Origin of the sequence: Lonsdalea britannica, from assembly GCF_002111595.1 — a bacterium.
Classification (GTDB): domain Bacteria; phylum Pseudomonadota; class Gammaproteobacteria; order Enterobacterales; family Enterobacteriaceae; genus Lonsdalea; species Lonsdalea britannica.
Map to the genome: position 1 here is coordinate 237,235 of NZ_LUTN01000004.1, position 25,244 is coordinate 262,478.

The following is a 25,244-nucleotide window of genomic DNA, read 5'->3' on the forward strand; positions in this document are numbered from 1 at the left end:
TCTTTTCTATTGTCATCGATTTATTTTGGTTTCTGAAACATTAATCGTAGTTGAGTAATCCGTGATCCTCCGCCCAAAAAGCAAACAAATTCGATCCTCAAAATGCATTTAACCATTTGTTGACATATTGTTAACACAAAGACAAGGGAGATGCACGATGAGCCAGCACAAACACTATCCTGTCTCCACCCACATCGCGGACAAGGCGCTGATCGACGCTGAACGCTACCGTCAGCTGTATCAACAATCCATTGACGATCCCGATTCTTTTTGGCGCCAGCAAGGAAGGATAGTCGATTGGATTAAACCCTACCAGTCGGTTAAAAAAACCTCATTTCATCCGAGCCATGTCGATATTCGCTGGTTCGAGGACGGCACGTTGAACGTGTCAGCGAATTGTCTGGATCGCCATCTACCGCATGCCGCCGACCAAAAGGCGATTATCTGGGAGAGTGATGACGGCAAACGCACCCGAAGCCTGACCTATCGGGAGCTCCATCAGGCGGTCTGCCGATTTGCCAACGTATTGAAAGCACAGGGGATGGGTAAAGGCGATGTCATCACCCTCTATATGCCGATGGTGCCGGAGGCGGCCATCGCGATGCTGGCCTGCGCCCGCATCGGCGCGATTCATTCCGTCATCTTCGGCGGCTTCTCGCCGGAGTCCATCGCTGGACGACTGCTCGACTCCGGCAGCCGAATGGTGATCACGGCGGATGAAGGACGGCGCGCCGGTAAAACGATCCCGCTAAAACAAAACGTGACCGACGCGTTAAGCAATCCGCGGCTCAGTCAGGTAAAGCGGGTGATCGTGTTTCAGCATACCGGCAACGCCGTAGTGTGGGAGGACGATCGCGATTGCTGGTGGCACACGTTAATGGATCAGGCGGACGAGGACTGTCCCCCGGTAGAGCAGAAAGCCGAAGATCCGCTGTTTATTCTCTACACTTCCGGCTCAACCGGCACGCCCAAAGGCGTGCTGCATACCAGCGGCGGCTATCTGGTCTACGCGGCCCTCACCTTCCAATACGTGTTTGACTATCATCCCGGCGATATTTACTGGTGTACCGCCGACGTCGGATGGATCACCGGTCACAGTTATCTGGTGTACGGACCGCTGGCCTGTGGAGCTACCTCGCTGATGTTTGAAGGTATTCCCAACTGGCCAGATGCCAGCCGTATGGGACAGATCGTCGACCGGCATCAGGTCAATATTCTATATACCGCGCCCACCGCTATTCGCGCGCTGATGGCGGATGGCGATAAAGCCATACAGGGATCAACGCGCCGAACGTTGAAGACCATCGGATCCGTCGGGGAACCGATCAATCCTGAAGCCTGGGAGTGGTATTACCATAAAATTGGCAATGGCGACTGCCCGGTCGTCGACACCTGGTGGCAAACGGAGACCGGCGGCATCATGATTACCCCGCTGCCGGGCGTGACCGATCTCAAACCCGGAGCCGCCACTCAGCCTTTTTTCGGCGTCAAACCCGCGTTGGTCGATGGTCAGGGTCAGATGCTGGAAGGCGAGTGCGAAGGCAATCTGGTCATCACCGACTCCTGGCCGGGACAAGCCCGTACCCTATTCGGCGATCATGCACGCTTCGAGGAAACCTACTTTTCTACCTTCAAAGAGTGTTATTTCAGTGGGGACGGCGCACGGCGCGATGAGGACGGGGATTACTGGATCACCGGCCGCGTGGACGATGTGTTGAACGTTTCCGGCCACCGGCTGGGGACAGCGGAAATCGAATCCGCGCTGGTCTCTCATCCTAAAATTGCCGAAGCCGCCGTCGTGGGGGTGGAACATAGCGTGAAAGGACAGGCGATTTATGCCTACATCATGCTGAATCACGGCGAAAAACCGACGGCGGAACTGCATGAGGAGGTGCGCGCGTGGGTGCGTAAAGAGATTGGCACGATCGCCACTCCCGACGTTTTACACTGGGCGGAAGCCCTGCCAAAGACACGTTCCGGCAAAATCATGCGTCGCATCCTGAGAAAAATTGCCAACGGCGAAGGCAATAAGCTGGGCGATATCTCCACGCTGGCGAACCCCAGCGTCGTCGCACAGCTGCTGGAGGAAAAACCGCTCCCGGATGCGCCACTCTGATGAAACACCCCATGACGCTCGCTCTCGCGCCACGGGGATATCCGGCCTAGACCTTCTCGATCAACACCGCTTCCAGCAGATCCAGCTCACGCAGCATCTTTTGCAGCGTTTCATTGCTGATCTGCTGTGTGGCGCGCAGATGATAAAGTTCGGCGCGCTCCGCGTTGACGGCCGCCAGCCGGAAACGGCGCTCCAGATTTTCAATCGCTATACTGGCTTCCAGCTCATCATTGCCGGTCACTCGCCGACGCAGCATCCCGATGACCTGCGCACAGACCTCATTCAGCACCTGTTCATCGATATTATCCTCACGATCGGCGGCTAGACGCTCCTGCATTTTCAACAGGCTGTCGATGGCGACTTTGGCCATCGCCGTGCGAGCCAGGCGTTCCTCTTTTTTATGCGAGCTTTTGTCCGTCATGACAATGCCTTTGAGCAACAACGGCAGCGCAATGACCCCGCACATCAATGAAAACAGGATGACGCCGGTCGCGATAAAGACCAGCTGATAACGTGAGGGGAAATCACTACCGTCGCTCAGCAACAGCGGGATGGACAGAACACCGGCCAGCGTGATGGCGCCGCGCACCCCGGCAAAAGAGACAATCCATAGCTCACGAGAGGTATATTCCGCGAACACCATCGGGCGTTTGTTCTGGATATGCAGGCTGTAATGCTTCATCAGCCAGACCCAACTGAAGCGCAGCAGCAGCAATGCGCCGTAGATGATGGCAATATCGGTAAACAGCATCCAGGTTTCAATCGTCGGGTCTCTCTGCGCCTGAACGATCGACTCTTCCAGCACGCTCGGCAACTGTAACCCCAGCATCAGAAACACCATGCCGTTAAACACAAACTCCAGCATGGACCAGACGCTGTTGGCCCGCAGACGCATGTTCAACGGCGCGCTGCGCATCATGCCCGAGCGGCTGATCGTCATTCCCGAAGCGACCGCGGCCAAAATCCCCGACACGCCCAAATGTTCCGCAATCAGATAAGAGGCGAACGGCAACAGGAGCAGCAGCACAATTTGCGTCGCGGCGTCGTCATCGCTCCAGCGGCTGATCAGCCCCAGCGATTTACTGTAAACCCAGGTAATGGCGATCCCCGCCAGCAGGCCGCCGAGAGCCACCTGCAAAAATTCCAGCGTGGCGCCGTGCACGGTAAACACCATCGTGCCCATGGCGATAGCAATGGCGAATTTGAGCGAGACCAGACCGGACGCATCGTTCATCAACGCTTCGCCCTGGAGGATCCCCATCAGTTTTTTCGGGATGCGGTCCTCGCCGACGATGCCGGACAACGCCACGGCATCCGTCGGCGACAACACCGCCGCCAGCGCGAATGCGGCCACCAGCGGCATATCAGGCACCATCCAATGAATGAGATAGCCCATCCCGACGACGGTGATAATGACCAGCGCCAGCGCCAGCCCGAGGATCTCTCGCATATGGCGCAGAAATTCTCTCGTTGGCGTCTTCCAGCCGTCGGCGAACAACAGCGGCGGGATGAACAACACCATGAACAGTTCAGGATTGAAATCGACATGCAGACCAAATTTAGGCCAGGCCAACATCGCCCCAAGGGCAATCTGCATGAGTGGCAACGGTATCTGAAAGGGCAGAATACGCGTGATAACGCCGGACAAAGAAACCACCAACGTCATAATCAGGATGGTGAAAAATATTTCCATGCTTTCCTTAATGCTTGCTGTAACCGATCAACGCGCTAACACCGGTGAATTGACGTGACATGTTTCTGGCGGGGCCGCGTAAGGAACAGGCCTTAAGCGTCGTTCGAGCGATGTCGTCATCGACCTAAGAAAATAATAACAGATGGAATGCGATGAAAAGGCACCGAAAAAGAAAAAACGGAAATGAACCTGTAAAAAAGGGGAACCTCATGTTCCCCTCTGGGTATGACGTTGTCTGAAACAGTATTACAGCGCCCAACCGCCGGCGTAGAACACCACCAGTGCAATGGCGATGATCACCGTGCCGACGTTCAGCTTGCGCCATTCGCCGGAGAAAACACGGCCCAGTACCAGCGAGCCGAAGCCCAGCATGATGCCGGTCACGATATTACATGTCAGCACGATGAAGACGGCGCAGACCAAACCGGCCATCGCGTCGACGAAATCGTTGAAGTCCAGCTTGGACACGTTGCTCAGCATCAGCAGACCGACATACATCAGCGCAGGCGCGGTTGCATAGTTCGGCACCAGATAAGAGAGCGGAGACAGGAACAGCATCAGCAGGAACAGTACGCCAACCACCGTTGCCGTCAGTCCCGTACGGCCCCCCGCCGCCGTACCGGCCGCGGATTCAATGTAAACTGCCGCTGGCGAGGTCCCCATCAGGCTGGAGAAAATGCTGCTTACGGAGTCCGCCGTCAGCGCACGACCACCGCTGATAATCTGACCATCTTTATCCAGCAGGTTTGCCTGCCCCGCGACAGCGCGGATCGTACCGGTCGCGTCAAAGACCGCCGTCATCACCAGCGCCAATACACTTGGCAGGACGATAGGCTGCAACGCGCCTTTGATATCCAGATTGAAGAACAAGGACTGACCGGAGGCATCACTCAGGCTCGGCAGCGCGAACAAACCGTGGTAGGTCACGTTCGGATCAAAAATCAGGCCGAGTGCGGAGATGGCGATAATCACAATCAGAATACCGCCGGGAACGCGGCGTTTTTCCAGACCGATGGTCGCCGCCAGACCCAGCAGCGACATCGCCACCGGAAACGACGTGAACTGGCCCATCGCGACCGGCAGACCGGCGCCCGGATTTTTCACGACCAGACCGATGCCGTTGGCTGCGATGATCAACAGGAACAGGCCGATACCGATACCCGCACCGTGCGCCACGCCCTGCGGCAGGTTACGCAAGATCCAGGAACGGATCCCCGTCGCGGAGATAATGGTAAACAGCACCCCCATCATGAAGATGGCGCCCAGCGCGACGGGCACGCTGATATTCTGTCCCAGCACCAGGCTGAACGCAGTAAACGCGGTCAGAGAAATCGCGCAACCAATCGCCATCGGCAGGTTAGCCCACAGGCCCATCAACAAAGACCCTACCCCTGCGACCAGACAGGTGGAAACAAACACCGCGGCAGGCGGGAAACCGGCTTTGCCCAGCATGCCGGGGACAACGATAACCGAGTAAACCATCGCCAGAAACGTGGTAAGACCCGCCAGTATTTCCTGACGTACGCTGCTGCCTCGTTGATCGATTTTAAAGAAAGCATCGAGTGCGCCACGCGGACGGGCAGCCTCATCAGCCTGACGAGAAGAATTGGACATGGTGGTATCCCTTGCTAAGTCATTATTATTAAGCCTCTGTGCATCCAGACAACACGGTCATTCGGACCGGCCAGCATGGAAAGACGCAGAGACTGAGCCAGAATTTAGCTAACGTCATGCCGTTTATCCCTTGCCTAAGACAAACAACATGGGCCATCACCAGCGGCAGAAACGTCCCCTTGAGCCCCGACAACGGCGGGGCAACGTCTGCTACCGTAAAGTAAGCCTGCGATTATCCCGTTTTTGGGATAAGAATTTCAAAAACTATTTATTTATCGCACCGACATTCTTTCACGATCAAAGACGGGCAACCGCCATGAGCGGTTGCCCGTCTTTGTATTGATGAGGCCATTAGAGGTAGAGCGAGGCTTCTCCCACCGGTCGCGTTTTAAAACGGCGATGCAACCAGAGGTACTGTTCAGGCGCGCGCATAATCTCCTGCTCGATCACACGGTTCATGTAGCTTGCCGCCTGAGTTTCGTCGTCTTGTGGATAATCCTTCAGCTCGGGTTGAATCACCAGCTGGTATCCCTTGCACTTGGGTTTGCGGATCAAGATGGTGGTCACCATCGCCGGCTGATTAGCCAGTTTGCTAATCGTAAATGTTCCGCTGGTCGTCGCCGCCTTCGGGACGGCGAAAAACGGCGCAAATACGCTGCCGCGCGGGCCATAATCCTGATCCGGCGCGAACCAGACCGCTTCGCCGCGTTTCAACGCCTGCACCATGCCGCGTAAATCTTTGCGGTCGATCATGGCTTTATTAGAGCGGGAGCGTCCCCAGGTTTGTACCAGCTCCATCACTTTATTATTGTGAGGCCGGTACATCGCCATCATGGGTCGGCATAATCCCATCGCCCTGCCGCCCAGTTCCAGGGACATGAAATGTACGCCAATGACCATCACGCCACGCTGTTCACGCCCTGCCTGCTGCAAATTCTCCAGCCCGATAACTTCGCACCAGGCGCGTACGCGGCGATCCGACCAAAACCAGGCCATACCGGTTTCCATGAGCGCCATGCCCAGTGAAGCAAAGTTTTCTTTGACGATCGCTTCGCGCTTTTGCGGCGACATCGTGGGAAAGCACAGTTCGAGATTGCGGCGGGCGATGCGGACCCGGCGTTTCAGGAAGAAACGCGCGGCGTTGCCCATGCTGCGTCCGGTGTACATCAGCAGCGGGTACGGCAACTGTACCAGGAGATATAAAAGGGCCAGACCAAACCAGACGAGCCAATAACGGGGATGGAGTAAATCTTTGGTGAATTTTTTGGTGGTGCTCATTGCTATCATCTCGTAACGCCATACTGGAATGACAGCCGTTCTCAGCCGAACCATGCCAGAAATGACAAAAAACCGTTAATTCTTTACCACGCCGACCGGCAAATCCGATTCAAGCAGAATGGTAACAGCAGAGAAAACACTCGAACCCAGGCAGGCCAACCATTGTTGGTAAAACTATATTACCTGAAAATAGTCCGCGCCGACGCACAACTTAACGCCATAACAAAGCCTGAAACGATAGGGATATCGACTGTTAGAAGGAGAATGCGCCCTTTGGGTCACATTTACACTATGACTGCCGCAGCCAGTGTAACATGCTGACCTGACGTGACGGCGTTCATTCCTATCAGAATAATCCGCAACCTAGGAGAAGCCGGAGGCTAATGTCTTATTCTCTACCATTCACGTCCTCTCGCATAACACGTTGAGTCTAGACAAAATGACCCGACGTAATCCAACGTCATCCCCTTTTGTCCGATTCGACAACACCGCACGTTTGGGGTTCTACTTTCTTTATTTGCATATTGCTGATGCCGTCTCGGGGATGAAATCACACGGGCCGCGACATGAGGATGAAACTTCAACGTCCGGATCATCGGGTGAACTCATTCGGCATAGCCATTCCCGATAGGCGTTGTCGGCCGATCACGACCTCGTCATCAAACCGTCACTGTTCCGCCATGCGGATGCAGCATTGCCCCCTCAGGATAACCGCTCAATTTTCATCGCTGACGACGGTAAACCTCATGCGTAGTCACTGGTTGCCTTGGCTCATTCTGTTGCCTTCACTGCTGTTTCTCGCTCTATTCACCTACTTTCCCTTATTACGGTCGGTCTACGACAGCCTGTTCGACACGCGTATGACCGGCGATAACGCGCCGTTCGTGGGGTTAAGCAATTTTACGCGGCTGCTGGACGACCCCGTGTTCTGGCGCGCGCTGGGGAACAATGTGTTGTACATCCTGTTGACCGTCATCCCTGGCGTGATATTGGCGTTGATGCTCGCCCTGGCGCTATGGCAAAACACGGCGGTGAACCGCTGGCTACGCACCGCTTTTTTCTTTCCCATGATTATCCCGATGGTGAGCGCCGCTGCGCTGTGGCTGTTTATTTTCATGCCGGGAATGGGGTTGCTGGACTACCATCTGGCCAAGCTGTTCGGCCCCATGAACAACAATTATCTCGGCCGCAGCAATAGCGCGCTGCTGGCCTTGAGCCTGATTGGCATCTGGAAGTTCGCCGGCTACTACATGCTGTTCTTCCTGGCTGGTTTGCAGGGTATTCCGGCCTCCGTGCGCGAAGCTGCCGTCATGGAAGGCGCATCACCGATACAGGTGTTTTTCAACGTCACGCTGCCGCTGCTGCGCCCGACGCTGAGCTTTGTGCTCACCACCGCGCTGATTTACGCCATTACCCAGATCGATCACGTTGCCGTCATGACGCACGGCGGACCGGATAACGCCACCACGGTGCTGCTTTACTACATCCAGAATCTGGCATGGGACACCCATGACTTCGGTAAAGCCTCCGCCGCCACCTTTATCACCCTGCTCGCCCTGTTCCTCTTCTCGCTCATCAACCTGAAAGTTTTGGAAAAAGGAGCGCACTATGAGCGTTGAATTAACGCCCATCTATCAGGCGAAGACCGCCGCCCGTCCAACGTGGCTACGTTGGCGCCAAAGCGGACGCATCACCCTCAGCGCGCTGCTCATCTGCGCCGCGCTGCTTTGGATAGCGCCGTTCATTTGGATGCTGTCGGCGGCATTCAGCCCCAGCACGTTTGGCCCCGGCATGGCTTCCCTGCTGCCGAGCTGGCCGCTGACGCTGGATAATTTTCGCGACGCCTGGTACAGCGCCGACTGGCTCCGCCTGTACGCCAATACCGCCTTTTTCGCCTTCGGCACCCTGCTCGTGCAACTGCTGACGATCACCACCGCGGGCTATGTCTTCGCCTGCCATGAATTCCGCGGCAAACAGACGCTGTTCATCCTGTTTTTAGTCCAGCTGATGATTATGCCGGTCATGATGATGGTGCCCAATATGATGACGCTGCAGCAGTTCGGTCTGCTCAACACCCTCACCGGCGTCATGATGCCCTACTTCACCTCCGCCTTCGGCGTATTCCTGATGCGCCAGGCGTTTATGAACATTCCCAAAGAGATCGAAGAAGCCGCTCTGATGGAAGGCTGCCGCTGGTGGCAGGTCGTGTATCGCGTCCTGCTGCCGATGTCGTGGCCCTCCATGATGGCCTTCGCCACCGTCAGTCTGACCTACCACTGGAACGAGTATTTGTGGCCGCTGATGATGCTTAACGATCCGGACAAACAGGTACTCACGGTCGGACTGGTGTCCTTTGCGATGGGCGCGGAGTCCGGCGGTCAGTGGGGCACCATCGGCGCCGGGACGCTGATGGTTTGCCTGCCGCTGATGCTGGCTTTCATCCTGTTCCAAAAACAGTTCCTGAAAAGCTTCGGCTTCTCAGGAATAAAATAACGGAGTGACTCATGCTGTTAGCGCATATTTCAGATACGCATTTTCGTCATCAGGGACAAAAGCTGTATGGATTCATTGATGTCAATGCGGCCAACGCGGACGTGGTTTCCCAGCTCAACGCGCTGAGGGAACGACCGGACGCGGTGATCGTCAGCGGCGACATCGTCAACTGCGGCCAGGCGGCGGAATATCGCATGGCGCGCCAGACGCTGGGGGCGCTGGACTACCCGCTGTACCTCATCCCCGGCAATCACGATGACAAAACCTATTTTCAGGAATACCTGCACGCGATCTGCCCGCAGATCGGCTTCGATCCGCAAAATATCCGTTACGCCATCGACGACTACCCGCTACGCCTGCTGTTTATCGACTCGAGCCAGGCTGGATCGTCTAAAGGATGGCTGACGGAAGCGACATTGCGCTGGCTGGAAGAGCAGCTCAGCCTCGACGACAAGCCTACCGCTATTTTTATGCATCACCCGCCGCTGGCGCTGGGATCCGCTCAAATGGATCAGATCGCCTGTGAAAACGGGCACCGTCTGCTGGCGCTTATCGAGCGCTTCCCGGCCCTTGTCAGGGTTTTCTGCGGCCATAACCACTGCATGATCTTCACCCACTATCGTCAGGCGATTATCGCGACGATCCCCGGAACGGTGCATCAGGTGCCTTACCATCATGAAGATGCGCGCCCTTATTACGATATGTCGCCCGCCGCCTGTCTGATGCACCGTCTGGTGGACCATCAGCTGGTCAGCTACCTGCATCCGCTGTCGCACTATGCCGGACCGTGGCTGTATAACGCGGCCATCAGCTGCCCGATGGATGACGCGTGATGAGCCTGATACGACTACAGAACCTCGGCAAACGCTTCGAGGGTAAACCGGCGCTGAAGTCGGTCTCCTTAGAGATCGCCTCCGGCGAGTTTCTGGTGCTGGTCGGCCCTTCCGGCTGCGGAAAAAGTACGCTGCTGCGGCTGCTGGCCGGTCTGGAAAGCGCCAGCGAGGGCCATATTTGGCTTGAGGGAGAGGATGTCACCGCCACGTCGCCGCGGGAGCGTAATTTCGCCATGATTTTCCAGAACTACGCGCTGTTTCCTCATTTAACGGTCAGAGACAACATCACCTTCGGTATGCGAATACGCCGTGAGCCCAAGGCGACGCGACAGGCACGATTGGACGAAGCGGTCCGCTTGCTGCAACTGGAGGCCGTACTAGACCGAAAACCGGGCCGACTGTCGGGCGGACAACGTCAACGGGTCGCCATGGCGCGCGCTATCGTTCGCAACCCACGTCTGTTTCTGATGGATGAGCCGCTGTCGAATCTGGATGCGCGTCTGCGCACCGATGTCCGGGACGGCATCATGGCGCTGCATCGCCAGTTAAAAACCAGCACGGTTTATGTCACGCATGATCAAATCGAAGCGATGACGATGGCCGACCGCATTGCGGTGATGGATCGCGGCGAGCTACAACAGGTCGGCACCCCGGAACAGCTTTACGCTTATCCCGCCAATGTGTTTGTCGCTGGGTTTATCGGTTCTCCCGCCATGAATCTGGTCCGACTTTCCTGTCACAACGGCAACGTCGCACTGGATGAAGGCACGCTAACGCTTCCCACGCACGCCGCTCAGATCCCCGAGATCGTTTTCGGCGTACGACCGGAACACCTCACCGATCACCCCGAGCACGGCATTCATACCTTTCAGTTGGCTGGGCGTATCACGCAGCGAGAGCTGCTGGGTGGTGAGTACTTGCTTCACGTAGAGACCGCCATCGGCATGCTGCGCTACTGCCGTAAAAATCGGGGCGACGTTCCCGAACGCGGCGACCCCGTCCGTCTCGGCATCGAGTCTACCGATATTCATCTTTTTAATGCCGCTACCGGGCAAAACTTATTCCAGGAGATTCCCCATGCGTAGTTTTAAAATGCTGGCGTTCGGACTGGCGATGTCATTCACCGACGGCGCACTGGCCAAACAAAACATTGATTTCATGTTTCCTGCGCCGGTCGACGGCAAATTGACGATGGAAATGACCCGCATTATCCGGGATTTTAACCAGTCGCAGCAGGAGGTAGAGGTGCGCGGCATCTTCACTGGCAATTACGACACCACCAAAATCAAAGCGGAAGCGGCGGCTAAGGCCGGGCAACCGCCCGCGTTGGTCATCATGTCAGCCAACTTCACCACCGATCTGGCGCTGAAGCAGGAAATATTGCCGATGGACGAACTGTTCAAATTTGGCGATCGCAAAGCCTCTGCGTTCCTGCACAGCGAGTTCTGGCCCGCCATGCATCGGAATGCTCAGGTGATGGGCGTCACTTATGCCATCCCGTTCCATAACTCGACGCCGATTCTGTATTACAACAAAACCCTGTTCGAACAGGCCGGTATCAAACAACCGCCGCAGACCTGGCAGGAGATGCGGGAGATCGCTCAGAAGTTGACGGACCAGAGTAAAGGCCAATGGGGGATCATGCTGCCCTCCACCAACGACGACTACGGTGCCTGGTTACTCTCGGCGCTGACGCGCGCCAACGGCGGTCAGTACTTTAATCCGGACTACCCCGGCGAGGTTTACTACAACGCGCCCTCGACGATAGGCGCGCTCCGCTTTTGGCAGAACCTGATTTATCGCGACAAGGTGATGCCGTCCGGCGTGCTTAACTCCAAACAAATCAGTGCGGCGTTCTTCTCCGGTAAGTTGGGAATGGCGATGCTGAGCACCGGTGCGCTCGGTTTCATGCGGGACAACAGTCAGAACTTCGAACTGGGCGTGGCGATGTTGCCAGCGCACCTGCAGCGTGCGGTGCCGATCGGCGGCGGCAGTTTGGTGAGTTTCAAAGGTATTTCGGAAGAGCAGAAAAAAGCAGCCTACCAGTTCCTGACCTATCTGGTCAGTCCGCAGGTTAATGGCCGTTGGAGCCGCTTTACTGGCTACTTCTCGCCACGTAAAGCCGCCTATGAGACGCCGGAAATGAAAGCTTATCTGGCAGCAGATCCACATGCCGAAACGGCGCTGCAGCAGCTAACCTATGCTCATCCGTGGTATGCCACTTACGAAACGGTGGCGGTTCGCAAAGCCATGGAAAATCAGCTAGCGGCCGTGGTGAACAGCGAGAAGGTCACGCCGCAGGACGCCGCTAATAATGCGCAGCGGGAGGCGGATAGCCTGATGAAGCCCTACGTGGACCAAACCGCTTTAGAAGACGTGAAGTAAGCTTTTGGGCGCCAGAGCGCGGCAACCCGAGGGAGGCAACTCCGTGACGACTAACAGGTCACGGAGTTGCGGTATCAGCGCACGCGATCGCCCGCGCCTTTCCCCACCACGGTGAGGAGCAAATAGCGAAAATAGTGTTTCACCGTCATGGTCTGAATCATTCGCTGATCCCATTCTGCCAACGTCTGCGGCGTAGACATGTCGATGGCATTAATCTGCGCCAACCCGGTAATGCCGGGCAGGACCTCGAATACGCCACGAGACTGCCGTTCGTCGATGAGTTCCTGCTGGTTAAACAAACAGGGGCGAGGCCCCACCAGACTCATCTCGCCGCGAGCCACATTAATCAGCTGCGGCAGCTCGTCCAGCTTGGTTTTACGTAAAAAGGCGCCCAGACGGGTCACGGCATGACGGTTAGCCAAATGGGTGGCGACGGACTCGGTTGCGACCGCCATCGTGCGGAATTTAATCAGATTGAACGGCCGTTGGTGCCGCCCTACCCGCTGTTGTACGAACACCGGCGACCCGGTATCAAACAGCCCGATAAGATAAATAACGCCCATCACGGGCCATAAACAACAAAGTCCAACCAACGCGAGCGTGAGATCAAAAAAACGAAACATAATGTGCATTAAACCTTGGTTTATCGATTAATCCGTAGCGTTGCGCTCAGCCTGATAGGCGCTGGCGGTCAGCGCAAGCGCCTGAGGATAAGCCACAACAGGCCGCCATCCCAGACGGTCGCGCGTATGACTAATATCAACCTGCAACGATCCCAATAATCTTTCCGCCACGGGCGCTTTGCCTAACGCCCTCGCCGCCCACAGCAAACAACGCGGAGACAGCGGCCAGAGGCGGCTTGGGACGCCCAAAGCCTTCGCCATATCGGCAAGCAGCTCGGCGGTAGAGACATCATGATCGTCCGACACCAAAAACGTTTCGCCCGCCGCCTGCGGATGATGAGCGCACAGCAAGATGAGATCCACCAGATTATCGACGAAAACCAGGCTACGTTTGTTGTTCACGGCCGCGAGCGGCAGGGGTAAACCTTTGCGGATCCAATTCATCATCGTACGAAAATTCGCTCTGACTCCAGGACCATAGACCAGCGGCGGGCGAATCACCGTCACTTCAAGACCTGTCTCATGGGCGATCTGCCACAGGCCCAGCTCAGCTTCATATTTACTCAAACCGTAGGGATCTTGCGGGGACTGTGCGACATAGGGGGTGAAAGGATGGTGAACCGGGCTCGCTTCTCCGTTGACCTTGATCGAACTGAGAAATACAAAGCGTTTTACCCCGGACTCCGCCGCCTGGCGCGCCAGCGTTAATGTTCCCGCCACGTTGGTCTCGCGGTATAGCGACAGCGAATCGCGCTGCGCGTCCTGCATCTGGTGAACGCGTGCCGCGCAATGAATGACGGTATCAACCCCGTTCAGGGCCTCACGCCAGTCTGCGTCGGCCGACAGATCCTGGTAGACAGTGCCTTCCTGAACCGGAATGCCCGGCTTTTGGCTACGATGGGACAGGCATTCCATTCCCTGCACATCAGCCAGTTCAACGACACGGCGTCCAATAAACCCACTACTACCTGTCACTAATAGTTTCAAAATGTATTACCTTTCCAAGGCCGACACTCGTATGATAGCGGTCATCATCGTACACATATTAACCTCACGTTCCGAGTGGCTATACTTCCCGCTAGCTAATAAAAAATCGGGTGTCTACAATGATTGAGAATAGTAACAACAAAACCCATTTCCATCATCTGACATCCAGGCTTTAGATGTTTAACCCCATTCATGCTTTGCTTAACGCGCCAAGAAAAAACAAACGTATCGTTACCGTTCTGTATGATGTGGCCGCGATTATATTTTCGCTCTATCTGGCGGTCGCTTTTCGCCTGGGCACCTACACTTTTCATGTTGGCTTATCAGAGATAGCCAGCCTGCTGGTGACGCTGGTGATCACCATTGCGGTCTTTATTCGCTGCGGCATGTATCGCGCCGTACTGCGCTATATGATGCTACCGGCGTTGGGCAACGTGTTTTTCGCGGTGATTTTATCGACCTTGACCCTCGCCTGAGTAGCTTTTTCTTCCAGTCATTTGTGCCGCGCAGCGTACCCTTTATCTATGCGGGTCTGGCCATTCTGACGTTGGGTAGCCCACGCGTTTTTATTCGTAGCTTCTACTATCACTATTACAAACGCCAAAAGCCCAATGTCTTTATCTACGGTGCCGGAGCGACTGGGCGAGATCTTGCCTATGCCTTAACGCAAGGTGATGAATTCCATCCAGTCGTGATCCTGGATGATGATGAACGCAAAGCAGGCCAAATAATCTGTGGTATTCGCGTCCACTACAGTGGTGAATTTGATACGCTGCAAAAGTTGTATCAACCGGTCAAATTACTGTTAGCCATCAATAATATTAAGCGAGGATTGCGACTGAGACTGTTGGAGAAACTGTCTCACTGGCCTATCGAAGTGCAGTCTGTGCCCTCCATGGAAGATATCGTCGCAGGTCGAGCCCAAGCAACCGAAGTCCGAGATCTAGAGGTGGCAGACCTATTAGGACGTGCGCCCGTAGACCCAGATCTAACACTGCTGACGAAAAATATTTTTGGCAAATCCGTTATGGTCAGCGGAGCCGGCGGCTCTATCGGATCAGAACTCTGTCGCCAGATTATCGCGCTTAAACCCCGTACGCTGGTGTTGTTTGAGCTAAACGAATATAACCTCTATACCATCGATCAGGAGTTACAGAGCATCAAGCAGCGTTTGAGGCTGGAAACACGCATCGTCACCACCCTCGGCTCCATTCAAAAACAAAACCGCTTACTCAGGGTGATGCAAGATAATCGGGTAGAAACGGTCTATCACGCTGCGGCATACAAACATGTGCCATTGGTCGAAGACAATGTCATTGAAGGCATCCGCAATAATGTGTTTGGCACACTCGCCTGTGCTGAGGCCGCTATTGAGGCGGGCGTCAACAGTTTCACCCTCATTTCTACAGATAAAGCAGTGCGCCCCACCAATATTATGGGGGCGAGCAAACGCTTAGCTGAGCTGGTCCTACAAGCGCTAGCGGATAAACATAGTCAGACCATATTCACCATGGTGCGCTTCGGCAACGTACTGGGATCGTCGGGATCCGTAGTTCCATTATTCAAAAAACAAATCCGCCAGGGCGGTCCAGTGACCGTCACACATCCGGATATTATCCGCTATTTCATGCTGATTCCCGAAGCCGCCCAACTGGTGATCCAGGCAGGGGCTATGGGTAATAACGGTCAAGTTTTCGTGCTCGATATGGGAGAAGCGGTAAAAATTCTCGACCTGGCGCGCCGAATGATTCATTTGATGGGAATGAAAGAGTATATCGAAGGCTCAGGAGAAGAAGGCGATATCCCTATCAAATTTACCGGGTTGCGCCCGGGTGAGAAACTCTTTGAAGAGCTACTGATTAGTGAAAATGTGGAGGGCACTTCCCATCCAAAAATCATGACAGCCTTGGAAGACAAGTTGAGCTGGAAGGAAATGGAGGTTTTGCTAAAAGTATTAGATTTCGCATGTCACCATTTTGATGTCGAAGGGGTTAAGAAAATTTTACTAGAAGCGCCGACAGGCTATGTAAAAAGTGCGCCATAAAGAACTAGATAAAAAAATACTCCCCCAATAGCTTTTTGGGGGCTGATGACAGAGAACATAGGATTACCTATTCATCTAGCACTGTCAGAAACGTTTCTATTGTCCATCACCTCGTGGTAAAGATCTATGTAACTTTGCCCCATTCTCTCGGAGGTGAATAAACGATTAAAGCGCGCTAACGCATTTTCGCCATACTCTTTTGCTAACGAAGGATTGTCCCAAAGAGTAACCATTGCCTTTTTTAGCGCATCTGAATCTTCTGGAGGAACGACAATTCCAGTTTCATCATCAATATTTATATATGTTGTGCCTGTACCAATCTCGCACGAAATAAGAGGTTTGCCATACATAGCGCCCTCAAGCAGCGTAATACCAAAGGCTTCAGAACGAAGGTGAGAGGGAAATACAACGGCACAACAGAGTTGTAGTAGTGCAATTTTATCTTCTTCTGACAGTAACCCAAGAAAATGTGTATTCGTTAGCCCCAAATTATTGGCTTGCTGTTTAAGTTCGGATTCCAATGAGCCAATTCCGACGATAGCCAATGGATAGTTTTTTCCTTCCATTGCATTTAAAAGCACATCCAGTCCTTTATAATATCGAAAAGCGCCAACAAAGAGAAAGAAGCGTTCGCCGAGTCGATCTCGCCAATAATCCAATCGTTCGGTATTGACGGGTTGATATAGTTTTCTGTCTAATCCATAAGGTATTACTTTTACCTTAGATGAAAACTTTTGCAATGTAGAACTAGACGCCAGATAATTTGGAGATGAAGCAACAATATAATCAACAGAACTTAAAAATTTATTCATTAGCGGCGTATAAATTTTTAATGCGCTCTTCTGTTTTACGATATCAGAATGGTAACTGACTATACTGGGTTTTTTGACACCTGAAATAAAATACAGAATATCCATAAATGGATAAGGGAAATGATAATGAATAATATCAGCCTGTCTGGCTAATTCTCTAAACTTCTTTATGGCATTGAAAGAAAATGGCGTAGATGCGATTTCAAAACTTGTTTTTGAATAGTAGGATGAATGAGAACCCACCTTTCCATCATCGATGTTACCGCGGGGGCTTAAAGTCAGTGTTGTTACCGCAATATCATGCCCATTGACGGCTTCACTCAATTGAAAAATTACCTGTTCTACTCCTCCGAATGTATCCGGATAATAGGTTTTATAAAAGTGCAAAACTTTCAACATAGGAAATCTCAAATTTTCTGGTAAGCCTGAATCGTCTTTTGTGCACAACGTTGCCATGAGAACAGCGCAGCGCGTGTTAAACCATCTGATTTAGCCTGATCGCGCCACATATCATCTTCGATACTTTTTTGAATTAACTTAGTCAGTGATTCTACATCCATGGGGTCGCACATTAATGCACAATTGCCAACCACTTCAGGGAGAGATGAACTATTTGAACAGACCACTGGCACACCTGAGGCCATAGCCTCTAGCACCGGTAAACCGAATCCTTCATAAAGAGAAGGAAAAATAAAACTACGCGCGCCTGCAAATAAGTAGGGGAGATCAACAGACTTCATATAGCCTAAATAGTGTAGCCACCCTGCACGTTGCCCCTGCTCGAAACGTTGATGCAATGCATCACTGCTCCAACCCTTAAAGCCACAGACAACCAGTGGATAGCTCCGTCGCAATGAAATTGGCAGTCTTTCATAGGCATCAAGAAGCGTTTCAATATTCTTACGTGGCTCTATAGAGCCAGTGAATAGGCAATAGTTGCCCTCACTGAGCCCATATTCTCCAATCACTGTCGTGATAGCTTGTGACTCTCGTGGATAAAAGTCTCCACTACTGGCCAAATGAGCCGAGTAAACTCTATCCAAAGGAAAATTGAAATAATCCGCGAGTTCCTTACGCGTAAAATCTGAGTCAGTAATTAGAATATCCGCTCTTTTTATCGTTAACAGCAATTCTTTTTGCATAAATCGAATACGAGCTTTCGGATGGCATTGAGGCCACGTAAAAATGGAAAGATCGTGAAACGTCGCCACACTGGGGCCCACTTTGGGAGGCAAATAAAAGTTTGGGCTATGGTAGATCGCATCCGGATGCTTCTTGAGTATTTGTGATTTTAGAGAAGGCACCGTATGACGGTAGATCTCTGAAACTAATCGACTCTTCAGCAAGACTCGACGAAGGCTAAACCCTGATGATATTGTTTCTTTGGCAACAGGAATATGATGAGATAATGTCCGCCCTCGAAGAAAGAAAAGCTCAGAAATCTCTGAGCTTTTTTCTAAACAAGTCGCTAATTCGTAAGCATATCGACCAATTCCAGTTAATGGGTACCTAATCGAATCCGTACCAAATATGACTTTCATTTATTCGCTTTCCAGCATCCAACGTAGAGTTTCTTCAAGGGCCGGTGTATCCCATGCACCAATGATCGAACGTAATTTGGTGGCATCCCCACAAAGTGTTTTAACTTCATTTGCCCTAACAAAGGCGGGATTAACTGAAATCGTTAAAGTGTGACTCGTTATTTTTTCGCACAGATTGATGACGTCACGGATCGAATAGACTTTCCCAGAGCAAACATTAACCGTTTCTCCTACGGGTTTGCTCTCTAACAACCCTAAATAGGCACGGCACAGCGCACGTACGTCCGTAAAATCACGCCACACATCAATATTGCCAAGTTCTAAAGTGGATGCTCGTTGTTTAAAATGCTTAACGATTTTCGGCAAGAGAAAATTATCTGCCTGCCCCACTCCGGTATAGTTAAATGGACGAGCGATGATAATAGGTAATTTATCCACCCATAAACTTGCCATATATTCCATGGCTAATTTACTGACAGCGTAGTCATTGGCTGGATTAACCTGCGTATTCTCACTGAGCGTCCCTTCAGTGCTATTGCCATACACGTTAGCACTGCTGGCAAGCAATATTGCATCGAATTGACGGCCCGACGAATGCAAAGCCTGGAGTAAATTTCGCGTTCCCAACAGGTTAACGTTATAGAATGCATTAACGTCCCCATGCCCCACAAATGCGATAGCAGCAAGATGCACTACTACATCAGGCGCGATCTGGTCAATGGCGTTGCTTAAAGCATCGAGATCAAGCAAATCTACCTGATAGTAATCGGCTTCTTCCGATGGCATGGAACCAATGCCGAATACCCGGAATCCGGCAGCGGATAACTCCGCTGCCATGTACTGGCCAGTGAACCCATTGATCCCGGTAATCAGGCACGTTTGCCAGTACCAAACATCAGAAAGAAAACCCTTGCTGATTACGGCGCAGATCTTCCTCAACCATCATTTGGCATAACTCTTCCAGAGACGTTTTCGGCTCCCAACCTAACACTTCTTTTGCGCGCTCAGGGTTACCAATCAATAGCTCAACTTCCGCAGGACGGAAATATTTAGGATTAACGCGAACCAGTGTTTTACCAGTAGCAACATCCACACCAATCTCGTTTTCATCCTTCCCTTCGAAGCGCAAAGTATAACCCGCGGCTTTGAACGCCATTTCAACAAAATCACGCACTGTCTCGGTACGATTAGTGGCGAGAACAAATGTATCCGGTTTGTCAGCTTGCAGCATACGCCACATCCCTTCGACATACTCTTTGGCAAAGCCCCAATCGCGTTTAGCGTCCATGTTGCCGAGTTCTAAGACATCCAGTTTACCCAATTTGATTTTGGCAACAGAGTCAGTGATTTTGCGCGTCACGAACTCACGTCCTCTCAAAGGAGATTCGTGATTGAACAGAATCCCGCTGGACGCAAAGATGTCATAACTTTCGCGGTAGTTAATCGTCATCCAGTGTGCATACAACTTGGCGACACCATAAGGACTACGAGGGTAAAAAGGCGTATCTTCTTTCTGAGGAATAGCCTGAACCTTACCAAACATTTCTGAAGTGGAAGCCTGATAGAATCGAATCTTTGGATTAACGATACGAATGGCTTCGAGTAAGTTGACTGGACCAATACCCGTGATTTCGGCAGTTGTCAGTGGCTGTTCAAACGAAACACCAACAAAACTTTGGGCTGCCAGGTTATAAACCTCTGTAGCTTTGGTTTGCTGCAGCAAACGAATGCTGGCCGAGAGATCGGTCAGATCATATTCGACCAGATGTAAATTAGGATTTTTATCAATCCCCAGTTCTTCGATACGCCAAAAGTTAACTGAACTGGTGCGACGGTAAGTTCCGTATACTACATAACCTTTATCCAGCAGCAGCTCAGCAAGATAAGCGCCGTCTTGGCCTGTGATACCGGTAATTACTGCAGTTTTCATACTCAATCCTATATATTAAAAATTATTTTAATTTAGCAATGGGAAGTTGTTCCAGCAATTGTAGAGTACTTTCTTTCCACGTAAGCCAAGGAATAGCCTTCGACTGAATCGTCGTGCCGTTCTTATCCATCTTCATCCATTCTTGTATCGCCACAACGATATCTTCTGGCTCATCACCACGAAAATAAAGGGCATTTTCGGCAGCAACTTCTCTTAACACGGGAATGTCTCGAGAAATGATCGGCAAACCGTTCTGAGCAGCTTCGATAACGGGTAATCCGAAGCCCTCAGCCAGTGACGCAACAATCAGTGCCTGAGCATTAGCATAAATATCGGTCAAAAATTCATCGCTAATCCCATTCAGCCAAAAAAGTTTCTCATTGAGCTGATGATGGCCCGTTATTTTATTAATTAGGGCGTCAATGTCCCACCCTTTTTTACCAACAATGACAAGATTACAGTCAACGCCAAGTTCCCAAAGCTTGTCAAAAGCGGCAATGACTTGGGCATGACCTTTGCGTGGCTCGATAGTACTCACCATCAGAAAGGTTGTTCTCTTCCTAATTTTTGACAAAATTTCGTCAGAATCAGCCGGCCGGCCCATCGAAGGGAGGCTGGCGGAAAGATCCGCGCCTAAATGAAAATGTTTAATTTCCAGGTAGGGATTGATGGTGTATTCATCGGCATGCTCGAACAGCCATTGTTTCACCTCATTAGCCACGCTTTTTGAAATGCAGACTAAACCATCAGTGTGGCCAGCTAGCGATTCAAGCCATACGGGAAACGCGGCTTGAATCCCTTCAGAGCACCATTGGGGATTCAATAAAGGAATAATATCGTAAACAACATAATAAACTCGAGCACCGGCTTTCCGCGCATCTTCCAACTGCCTAGCAAGGAATGGGAACAAGTGAGCCGTAAGATCCAAGCCCAAGAGGATATCATCCTTTGCAAACAGAACCGGGACATCACCTTCTTCATTGTTAATACCAAATTTCTCTGCGATGAAGGTATTGGCATAGCGGAATACTCCGCCGTAAGTGCAGTAAACAGGCCTGATACGATAACCTGGAATATCTAGCTGAAGCAGGTTCGATAATACACTTCGTACCACTCGTTGAATGCCTGTAGCCGCATCCACCTCGACCAGAACCGATATATCGACCAAAAGCTCTTTATGGTGGCTTTGGTAGCAGTTCCGAGCCATCGCCCAGGCAACCCCCAGTCGATCGACCTCGTTCAACTCTTCATTCGAGAGTTCACGGACACTAGCTAATGCCTGCTGGTAAGTATTTTCAGGGGTAACTTGCTGGCGCTCTACTTGACAGTTTGACACGCTTTTTTCAAAAGCCTGTAGCGCTATTCGCGCCGTCTTGTCCCATGAAAACTCTTTGGCCTGACATAATGCATTTTCACGAAGTGCCTGGTAGAACTTGCTATCCGTCAAAGCACGCATCATCAGCCGAGTCATATCGCCAACATCTCGAGGATCAAACATAGACTCAGGCCACCCCATAACTTCAGGGAGACTGCTGGTATTAGATGCAATCGTAGCAGCACCGCAGCTCATGGCTTCAAGTGGCGGTAAACCGAACCCTTCATGAATGGAGGGGAAAACAAATAACTTACAAGTATTATAAAGCCCAACAAGCTCATCATCAGGAATAAACCCTGTAAAGACAATATGATGCTCAGGAAGATCGTATTTCGCAGCTATTCCTAATAGATGTTCTTTGTCATGAGGTTTGATTTGACACGCGAGCAAAAGAACGTATTTTTCCTTAAGATCAGCAGGCAATGAAGAATAAGCCTGGATCAAAGCCTCGATATTTTTACGAGACTCTACGATACCAATCGTCATGATAAATTCTGAAGGAATATGGTATTTTTCCCAAAGAGATTTTCTATTTTCTTCAGAAATATTTACAACTCTAAAGTTCGAACTCGACGCAGAAGATATGTTAGTGACTTTGCTATGATCTACCTGCGTATGTGTTTTAACCTCACTTGCAGCCGATTCGGAAATAGCTAACAAACCATCGGCTTTTGGCAGTTTTTCCAACAACCCCATGTAGAATTGTTTATAATCAACAGAAGTTAGATACCTATCTGGATATATAAATGGAATGAGATCGTAAATAATAGTGAAATGACGAATCGAAGTTGGGGTATCTGGATAGGATACGATGTAATCGCCATGATATCCCTCAGTGAACCCCATGTTGCATACGACATCAGGATTAATGTTAGCGATAGCTAACTCACGGCATATTTCTGCAGCTCGAGTTCGCCCTTTATTGCCATGGTCGACTTGAGCCGTTGGCCCATAAGCTGAAAACGTATATATATCTTTCTCTGCAACTAAATGTAAGAATTCTTTTTTAACTGTATTCGTTAGATCATTAGGATAGAGACCACTCAATAATAGGCTAACTTTATGTCCAGAGGCATTATTGATAATTGATTTTGCTAGCATCAAGGAATAGCGACCAATCCCTCGTAACCTACTCTCTGTCTGGCAACTTTGTAGGTCAATAAGAATATGCACGTTGTTTTTCTCCATCAAAATTTATTTTTTTATTTTTTGGTAGATCTCATTCACTTCGGGAGGGAGATCGTCTCGAACTTCCAGTTGACGTTCCAAATGTGAATGTTGCTGTATGATGTCTTGTTGACATGCTCTATGAGCAGGATTTAGTCGTTGATACACTCTCAATGCATAGGGGTACAGACCTGTTCTATGCGTAAGATTAATAGCAAATATTTTCATTCTAGGATGCGAGCGAAGGAACGAAAATATTTTATTTAAAACCCTTTTAACTAAATGTTTACCGCGTTGGGTCACACCGAATTTCCGTAGCAGGTGGATCTGCAACCCAATATAACGATAACCTGCCGTCATACGCCAAGATCGACTTGAGAGTATAGCCTGAGTTTGCTGTTGTAAAACAACATTCTCTTCTGTCAATTTATTTATTTTTCGTTCTGCTTCTTGAAGCAAAGCATTTTCAGCGGCTAGCTTCTCTAATTGCTGCTCGATCCTTTGCAATTCGCACCGCTGCAGCTCAATATTTTCTGATGTCAACCTTTGGACCTCTTCCTCAATTCGACGTAACTCACATTGCTGTAACTCTAAATTTTTTGAGGTTAAATTATTAATACGGATCTCTATTTGCTGTAATTCGGCATTTTCCGAGGTGAGATTATCGACGGTTCTTTCAGTCAAATGTAATCGCTGCTCTAATTCTTTTTTTGCCTGATCCAGCGAGGTTATTAATTGCTCGTTTAAACTCGTAATTTGTTCTGGAACACTCTGTTTTAACAAAACAAGTTTATTCTTTAACTCATCACGATAAACGTCCAGCTGCTGATTACTATGTTCCAGTGCAGTACTGAACCTATGATCCAAGTGCGTTACGGCATTGATGAGGTTATTAAGTTTAGACTCAACCTCCTTCAATTTTTCCTGCTCAAACACCATCATTTGTTCTTGTGCAGTAATCCAGCTCTCAGAGCCAGAAGCCAATTCATCAAACTCGAGTAGATTTTCTTTGTCATGAAACAAGTCATTTAGCAGGCCGAAACTCCACTCAGCTTGAGGAACCTTCCAAAATGCATAAAGCCAGTTGGCGTACAATCTTGGAAGCTTAAACGGGCTAATCATGACAGGTCGAATAAAAGCGGTGCGAGCTTGTTCGGGAAGAAATATTTCATTGACTAAGATAAAAAACGACTGAAAAATGTTCCCTGGCCATGCACAATCTTTTTTAGCATTCGATATGGAACCATAATCGATGAGATTGACCTGTTGATCATCTGAAATCATGATATTCCAACTTCTCACGTCATCATGATACAAACCAATATTTTCTAATTCAACAAGCTGTTTTAATATTTGACTAAAGAAAGACTCATAATCAATGATCTCTCTATTTTTTAAGCGCTCCATCAATAAATTGCCTGGTAAACGCTCCATAACCAACCAACTTTCAACCTCATTTTCATCACTGAGAAATAATTTAGGCGTTGTCATATTGGGCAATGAAGAACAGCTTAAGAATTCGGCCTCAGCTTTTAACTCGGCGGCGTTACGTTCACCCTCAACCTCTGTAAGTTGGCCATTGACAGATTTGTGCTGAAATATTTTACATACATATTCGTCTGAAAAATAATAACGACGACTGCCTTTATGAATGTTGCGGTCTGCCGAATAGGGATTATCGTACCATTGCAAAAAAGGTTGGCAAAAATCGCTTAATGCAACATAACTATTACTGACAAAATACATTGGACGAGATATATCAGACAAATGAGTAGGGAAGCTAGCTACCTGATGATAAAAATGGCACTGTTCTACCAGTTCCCTTGGGTCATCCGGTTGAGCTTCTCCCCAATATAAAGGCTCTTCCTTTACTGCTAATTCAAGAACAGTTACCTTAACACTCTCAGCTAGCTTAAATAGCCATTCTTTGACTTGAGGAATACCATGTTGATAAACAATATGGTGAAAAACACTTAACCCAATGACAAAATCGTAGTCATCAGGATTTAGATGCTGAATAGTATCTTCAATTCTACCAATAGTGAAAGTCACGTCTAAGCTTGAATTTTCTTGCGCCAATGCTTGGCATACATCAATATTTTCTTGCAAAAAATCAATGCCAGTTACTGTAGCACCACGACTTGCTAAATTAAGACTGAAAAAGCCTTGTGCGCAACCTAGATCTAATACACGCAACGGGCGATCAAGTGTCTTAGCTAAAGCATCATACTGCTTATTAATAATTAGCAAACGTTCATTACAATCGCGCGACGCTTCCTGGTTCCATTCAGCATGACCATAAATCGGTTGATAAACCTCTGGCAATGCCGATACAAGATCTTGCAAAGTCATA

At 50.4% G+C, this 25,244-nt stretch carries 17 protein-coding genes and 1 pseudogene; 7 read left to right on the top strand and 11 right to left on the bottom strand.

Going from position 1 to position 25,244, the window contains the following annotated elements; genetic code table 11:
- Positions 1-157 precede the first annotated feature (157 nt).
- On the top strand, positions 158-2,116 hold the full coding sequence (acs, locus tag AU509_RS05335) for an acetate--CoA ligase (protein ID WP_094117821.1): 1,959 nt from the start codon (positions 158-160) through the stop codon (positions 2,114-2,116).
- A 46-nt stretch (positions 2,117-2,162) separates the two neighbouring features.
- Here the strand turns inward: acs and AU509_RS05340 are convergent, their stop codons facing one another.
- The 3 genes from AU509_RS05340 to lpxP all read right to left on the bottom strand — a co-directional run bounded on the left by AU509_RS05340 (position 2,163) and on the right by lpxP (position 6,701).
- Entirely contained in the window at positions 2,163-3,809 is a 1,647-nt protein-coding gene (locus AU509_RS05340; RefSeq protein ID WP_085651333.1) for a Na+/H+ antiporter, read from the bottom strand.
- A 246-nt stretch (positions 3,810-4,055) separates the two neighbouring features.
- Positions 4,056-5,423, bottom strand: a complete 1,368-nt coding sequence (locus AU509_RS05345; RefSeq protein ID WP_094117822.1) for an NCS2 family permease — start codon at positions 5,421-5,423, stop codon at positions 4,056-4,058.
- Between the two features lie 351 nt (positions 5,424-5,774).
- Positions 5,775-6,701, bottom strand: coding sequence for a kdo(2)-lipid IV(A) palmitoleoyltransferase (lpxP, locus tag AU509_RS05350; RefSeq protein ID WP_085651331.1), 927 nt, complete (start codon positions 6,699-6,701; stop codon positions 5,775-5,777).
- 746 nt (positions 6,702-7,447) lie between these two features.
- Between lpxP and AU509_RS05355 the strand changes: the two genes are divergently transcribed.
- Genes AU509_RS05355 through AU509_RS05375 form a run of 5 tightly spaced genes read left to right on the top strand, consistent with a single transcriptional unit; the run spans position 7,448 to position 12,412 of the window.
- Positions 7,448-8,320: a carbohydrate ABC transporter permease gene (locus AU509_RS05355; protein WP_094117823.1), complete on the top strand. Its 873-nt coding sequence runs from the start codon at positions 7,448-7,450 to the stop codon at positions 8,318-8,320.
- Positions 8,310-9,194, top strand: coding sequence for a carbohydrate ABC transporter permease (locus AU509_RS05360; protein WP_094117824.1), 885 nt, complete (start codon positions 8,310-8,312; stop codon positions 9,192-9,194). Before AU509_RS05355 ends, AU509_RS05360 begins: the two co-directional genes overlap by 11 nt.
- Positions 9,195-9,205: 11 nt before the next feature.
- On the top strand, positions 9,206-10,027 hold the full coding sequence (locus tag AU509_RS05365) for a phosphodiesterase (RefSeq protein ID WP_094117825.1): 822 nt from the start codon (positions 9,206-9,208) through the stop codon (positions 10,025-10,027).
- 5 nt (positions 10,028-10,032) lie between these two features.
- Positions 10,033-11,112, top strand: coding sequence for an ABC transporter ATP-binding protein (locus AU509_RS05370; protein WP_085651344.1), 1,080 nt, complete (start codon positions 10,033-10,035; stop codon positions 11,110-11,112).
- A complete protein-coding gene (locus AU509_RS05375; RefSeq protein WP_094117826.1) occupies positions 11,105-12,412 on the top strand; it encodes an ABC transporter substrate-binding protein in 1,308 nt (435 codons plus the stop codon). Before AU509_RS05370 ends, AU509_RS05375 begins: the two co-directional genes overlap by 8 nt.
- 74 nt (positions 12,413-12,486) lie before the next feature.
- On the opposite strand, the gene AU509_RS05380 is transcribed toward AU509_RS05375, so the two are convergent.
- Entirely contained in the window at positions 12,487-13,035 is a 549-nt protein-coding gene (locus AU509_RS05380; protein ID WP_094117854.1) for a sugar transferase, read from the bottom strand.
- Positions 13,036-13,062: 27 nt separating this feature from the next.
- Positions 13,063-14,022, bottom strand: coding sequence for a UDP-glucose 4-epimerase family protein (locus tag AU509_RS05385; protein WP_094117827.1), 960 nt, complete (start codon positions 14,020-14,022; stop codon positions 13,063-13,065).
- A 176-nt stretch (positions 14,023-14,198) separates the two neighbouring features.
- Here AU509_RS05385 and AU509_RS05390 point away from each other — a divergent pair.
- Positions 14,199-16,066, top strand: a pseudogene (locus AU509_RS05390) (polysaccharide biosynthesis protein).
- Between the two features lie 71 nt (positions 16,067-16,137).
- On the opposite strand, the gene AU509_RS05395 reads toward AU509_RS05390, so the two are convergent.
- From AU509_RS05395 to AU509_RS05420, 6 genes are read right to left on the bottom strand one after another with little or no spacing between them, the layout of a single operon-like run.
- Positions 16,138-17,277 carry a glycosyltransferase family 4 protein gene (locus tag AU509_RS05395; RefSeq protein WP_094117828.1) on the bottom strand — a complete coding sequence of 380 codons (1,140 nt, stop codon included), beginning with the start codon at positions 17,275-17,277 and terminating at the stop codon, positions 16,138-16,140.
- Between the two features lie 8 nt (positions 17,278-17,285).
- Positions 17,286-18,419 carry a glycosyltransferase family 4 protein gene (locus AU509_RS05400; protein WP_094117829.1) on the bottom strand — a complete coding sequence of 378 codons (1,134 nt, stop codon included), beginning with the start codon at positions 18,417-18,419 and terminating at the stop codon, positions 17,286-17,288.
- Positions 18,420-19,256: a GDP-mannose 4,6-dehydratase gene (locus AU509_RS05405; RefSeq protein ID WP_094117830.1), complete on the bottom strand. Its 837-nt coding sequence runs from the start codon at positions 19,254-19,256 to the stop codon at positions 18,420-18,422.
- A 58-nt stretch (positions 19,257-19,314) separates the two neighbouring features.
- The gene (gmd, locus tag AU509_RS05410) at positions 19,315-20,349 is read right to left on the bottom strand and encodes a GDP-mannose 4,6-dehydratase (RefSeq protein ID WP_094117831.1); all 1,035 of its coding nucleotides are present in this window, start codon (positions 20,347-20,349) and stop codon (positions 19,315-19,317) included.
- 22 nt (positions 20,350-20,371) lie between these two features.
- Positions 20,372-22,912 (bottom strand): glycosyltransferase family 4 protein, encoded by a 2,541-nt coding sequence (locus AU509_RS05415; protein WP_244201022.1) that lies wholly within the window; start codon positions 22,910-22,912, stop codon positions 20,372-20,374.
- A 6-nt stretch (positions 22,913-22,918) separates the two neighbouring features.
- Entirely contained in the window at positions 22,919-25,243 is a 2,325-nt protein-coding gene (locus AU509_RS05420) for a methyltransferase domain-containing protein (protein WP_162896334.1), read from the bottom strand.
- Between the last annotated feature and the right edge of the window lies 1 nt (position 25,244).

Bases quoted from the DNA above. Each gene is read 5' to 3' on its own strand.
- AU509_RS05405 (WP_094117830.1), bottom strand. From the start codon at position 19,256: ATGGCAGCGGAGTTATCCGCTGCCGGATTCCGGGTATTCGGCATTGGT.
- AU509_RS05360 (WP_094117824.1), top strand. From the start codon at position 8,310: ATGAGCGTTGAATTAACGCCCATCTATCAGGCGAAGACCGCCGCCCGT.
- AU509_RS05415 (WP_244201022.1), bottom strand. From the start codon at position 22,912: ATGGAGAAAAACAACGTGCATATTCTTATTGACCTACAAAGTTGCCAG.
- AU509_RS05365 (WP_094117825.1), top strand. From the start codon at position 9,206: ATGCTGTTAGCGCATATTTCAGATACGCATTTTCGTCATCAGGGACAA.
- AU509_RS05375 (WP_094117826.1), top strand. From the start codon at position 11,105: ATGCGTAGTTTTAAAATGCTGGCGTTCGGACTGGCGATGTCATTCACC.
- gmd (WP_094117831.1), bottom strand. From the start codon at position 20,349: ATGAAAACTGCAGTAATTACCGGTATCACAGGCCAAGACGGCGCTTAT.
- AU509_RS05395 (WP_094117828.1), bottom strand. From the start codon at position 17,277: ATGTTGAAAGTTTTGCACTTTTATAAAACCTATTATCCGGATACATTC.
- AU509_RS05400 (WP_094117829.1), bottom strand. From the start codon at position 18,419: ATGAAAGTCATATTTGGTACGGATTCGATTAGGTACCCATTAACTGGA.
- AU509_RS05355 (WP_094117823.1), top strand. From the start codon at position 7,448: ATGCGTAGTCACTGGTTGCCTTGGCTCATTCTGTTGCCTTCACTGCTG.
- AU509_RS05340 (WP_085651333.1), bottom strand. From the start codon at position 3,809: ATGGAAATATTTTTCACCATCCTGATTATGACGTTGGTGGTTTCTTTG.
- AU509_RS05345 (WP_094117822.1), bottom strand. From the start codon at position 5,423: ATGTCCAATTCTTCTCGTCAGGCTGATGAGGCTGCCCGTCCGCGTGGC.
- AU509_RS05380 (WP_094117854.1), bottom strand. From the start codon at position 13,035: ATGTTTCGTTTTTTTGATCTCACGCTCGCGTTGGTTGGACTTTGTTGT.
- lpxP (WP_085651331.1), bottom strand. From the start codon at position 6,701: ATGAGCACCACCAAAAAATTCACCAAAGATTTACTCCATCCCCGTTAT.
- acs (WP_094117821.1), top strand. From the start codon at position 158: ATGAGCCAGCACAAACACTATCCTGTCTCCACCCACATCGCGGACAAG.
- AU509_RS05420 (WP_162896334.1), bottom strand. From the start codon at position 25,243: ATGACTTTGCAAGATCTTGTATCGGCATTGCCAGAGGTTTATCAACCG.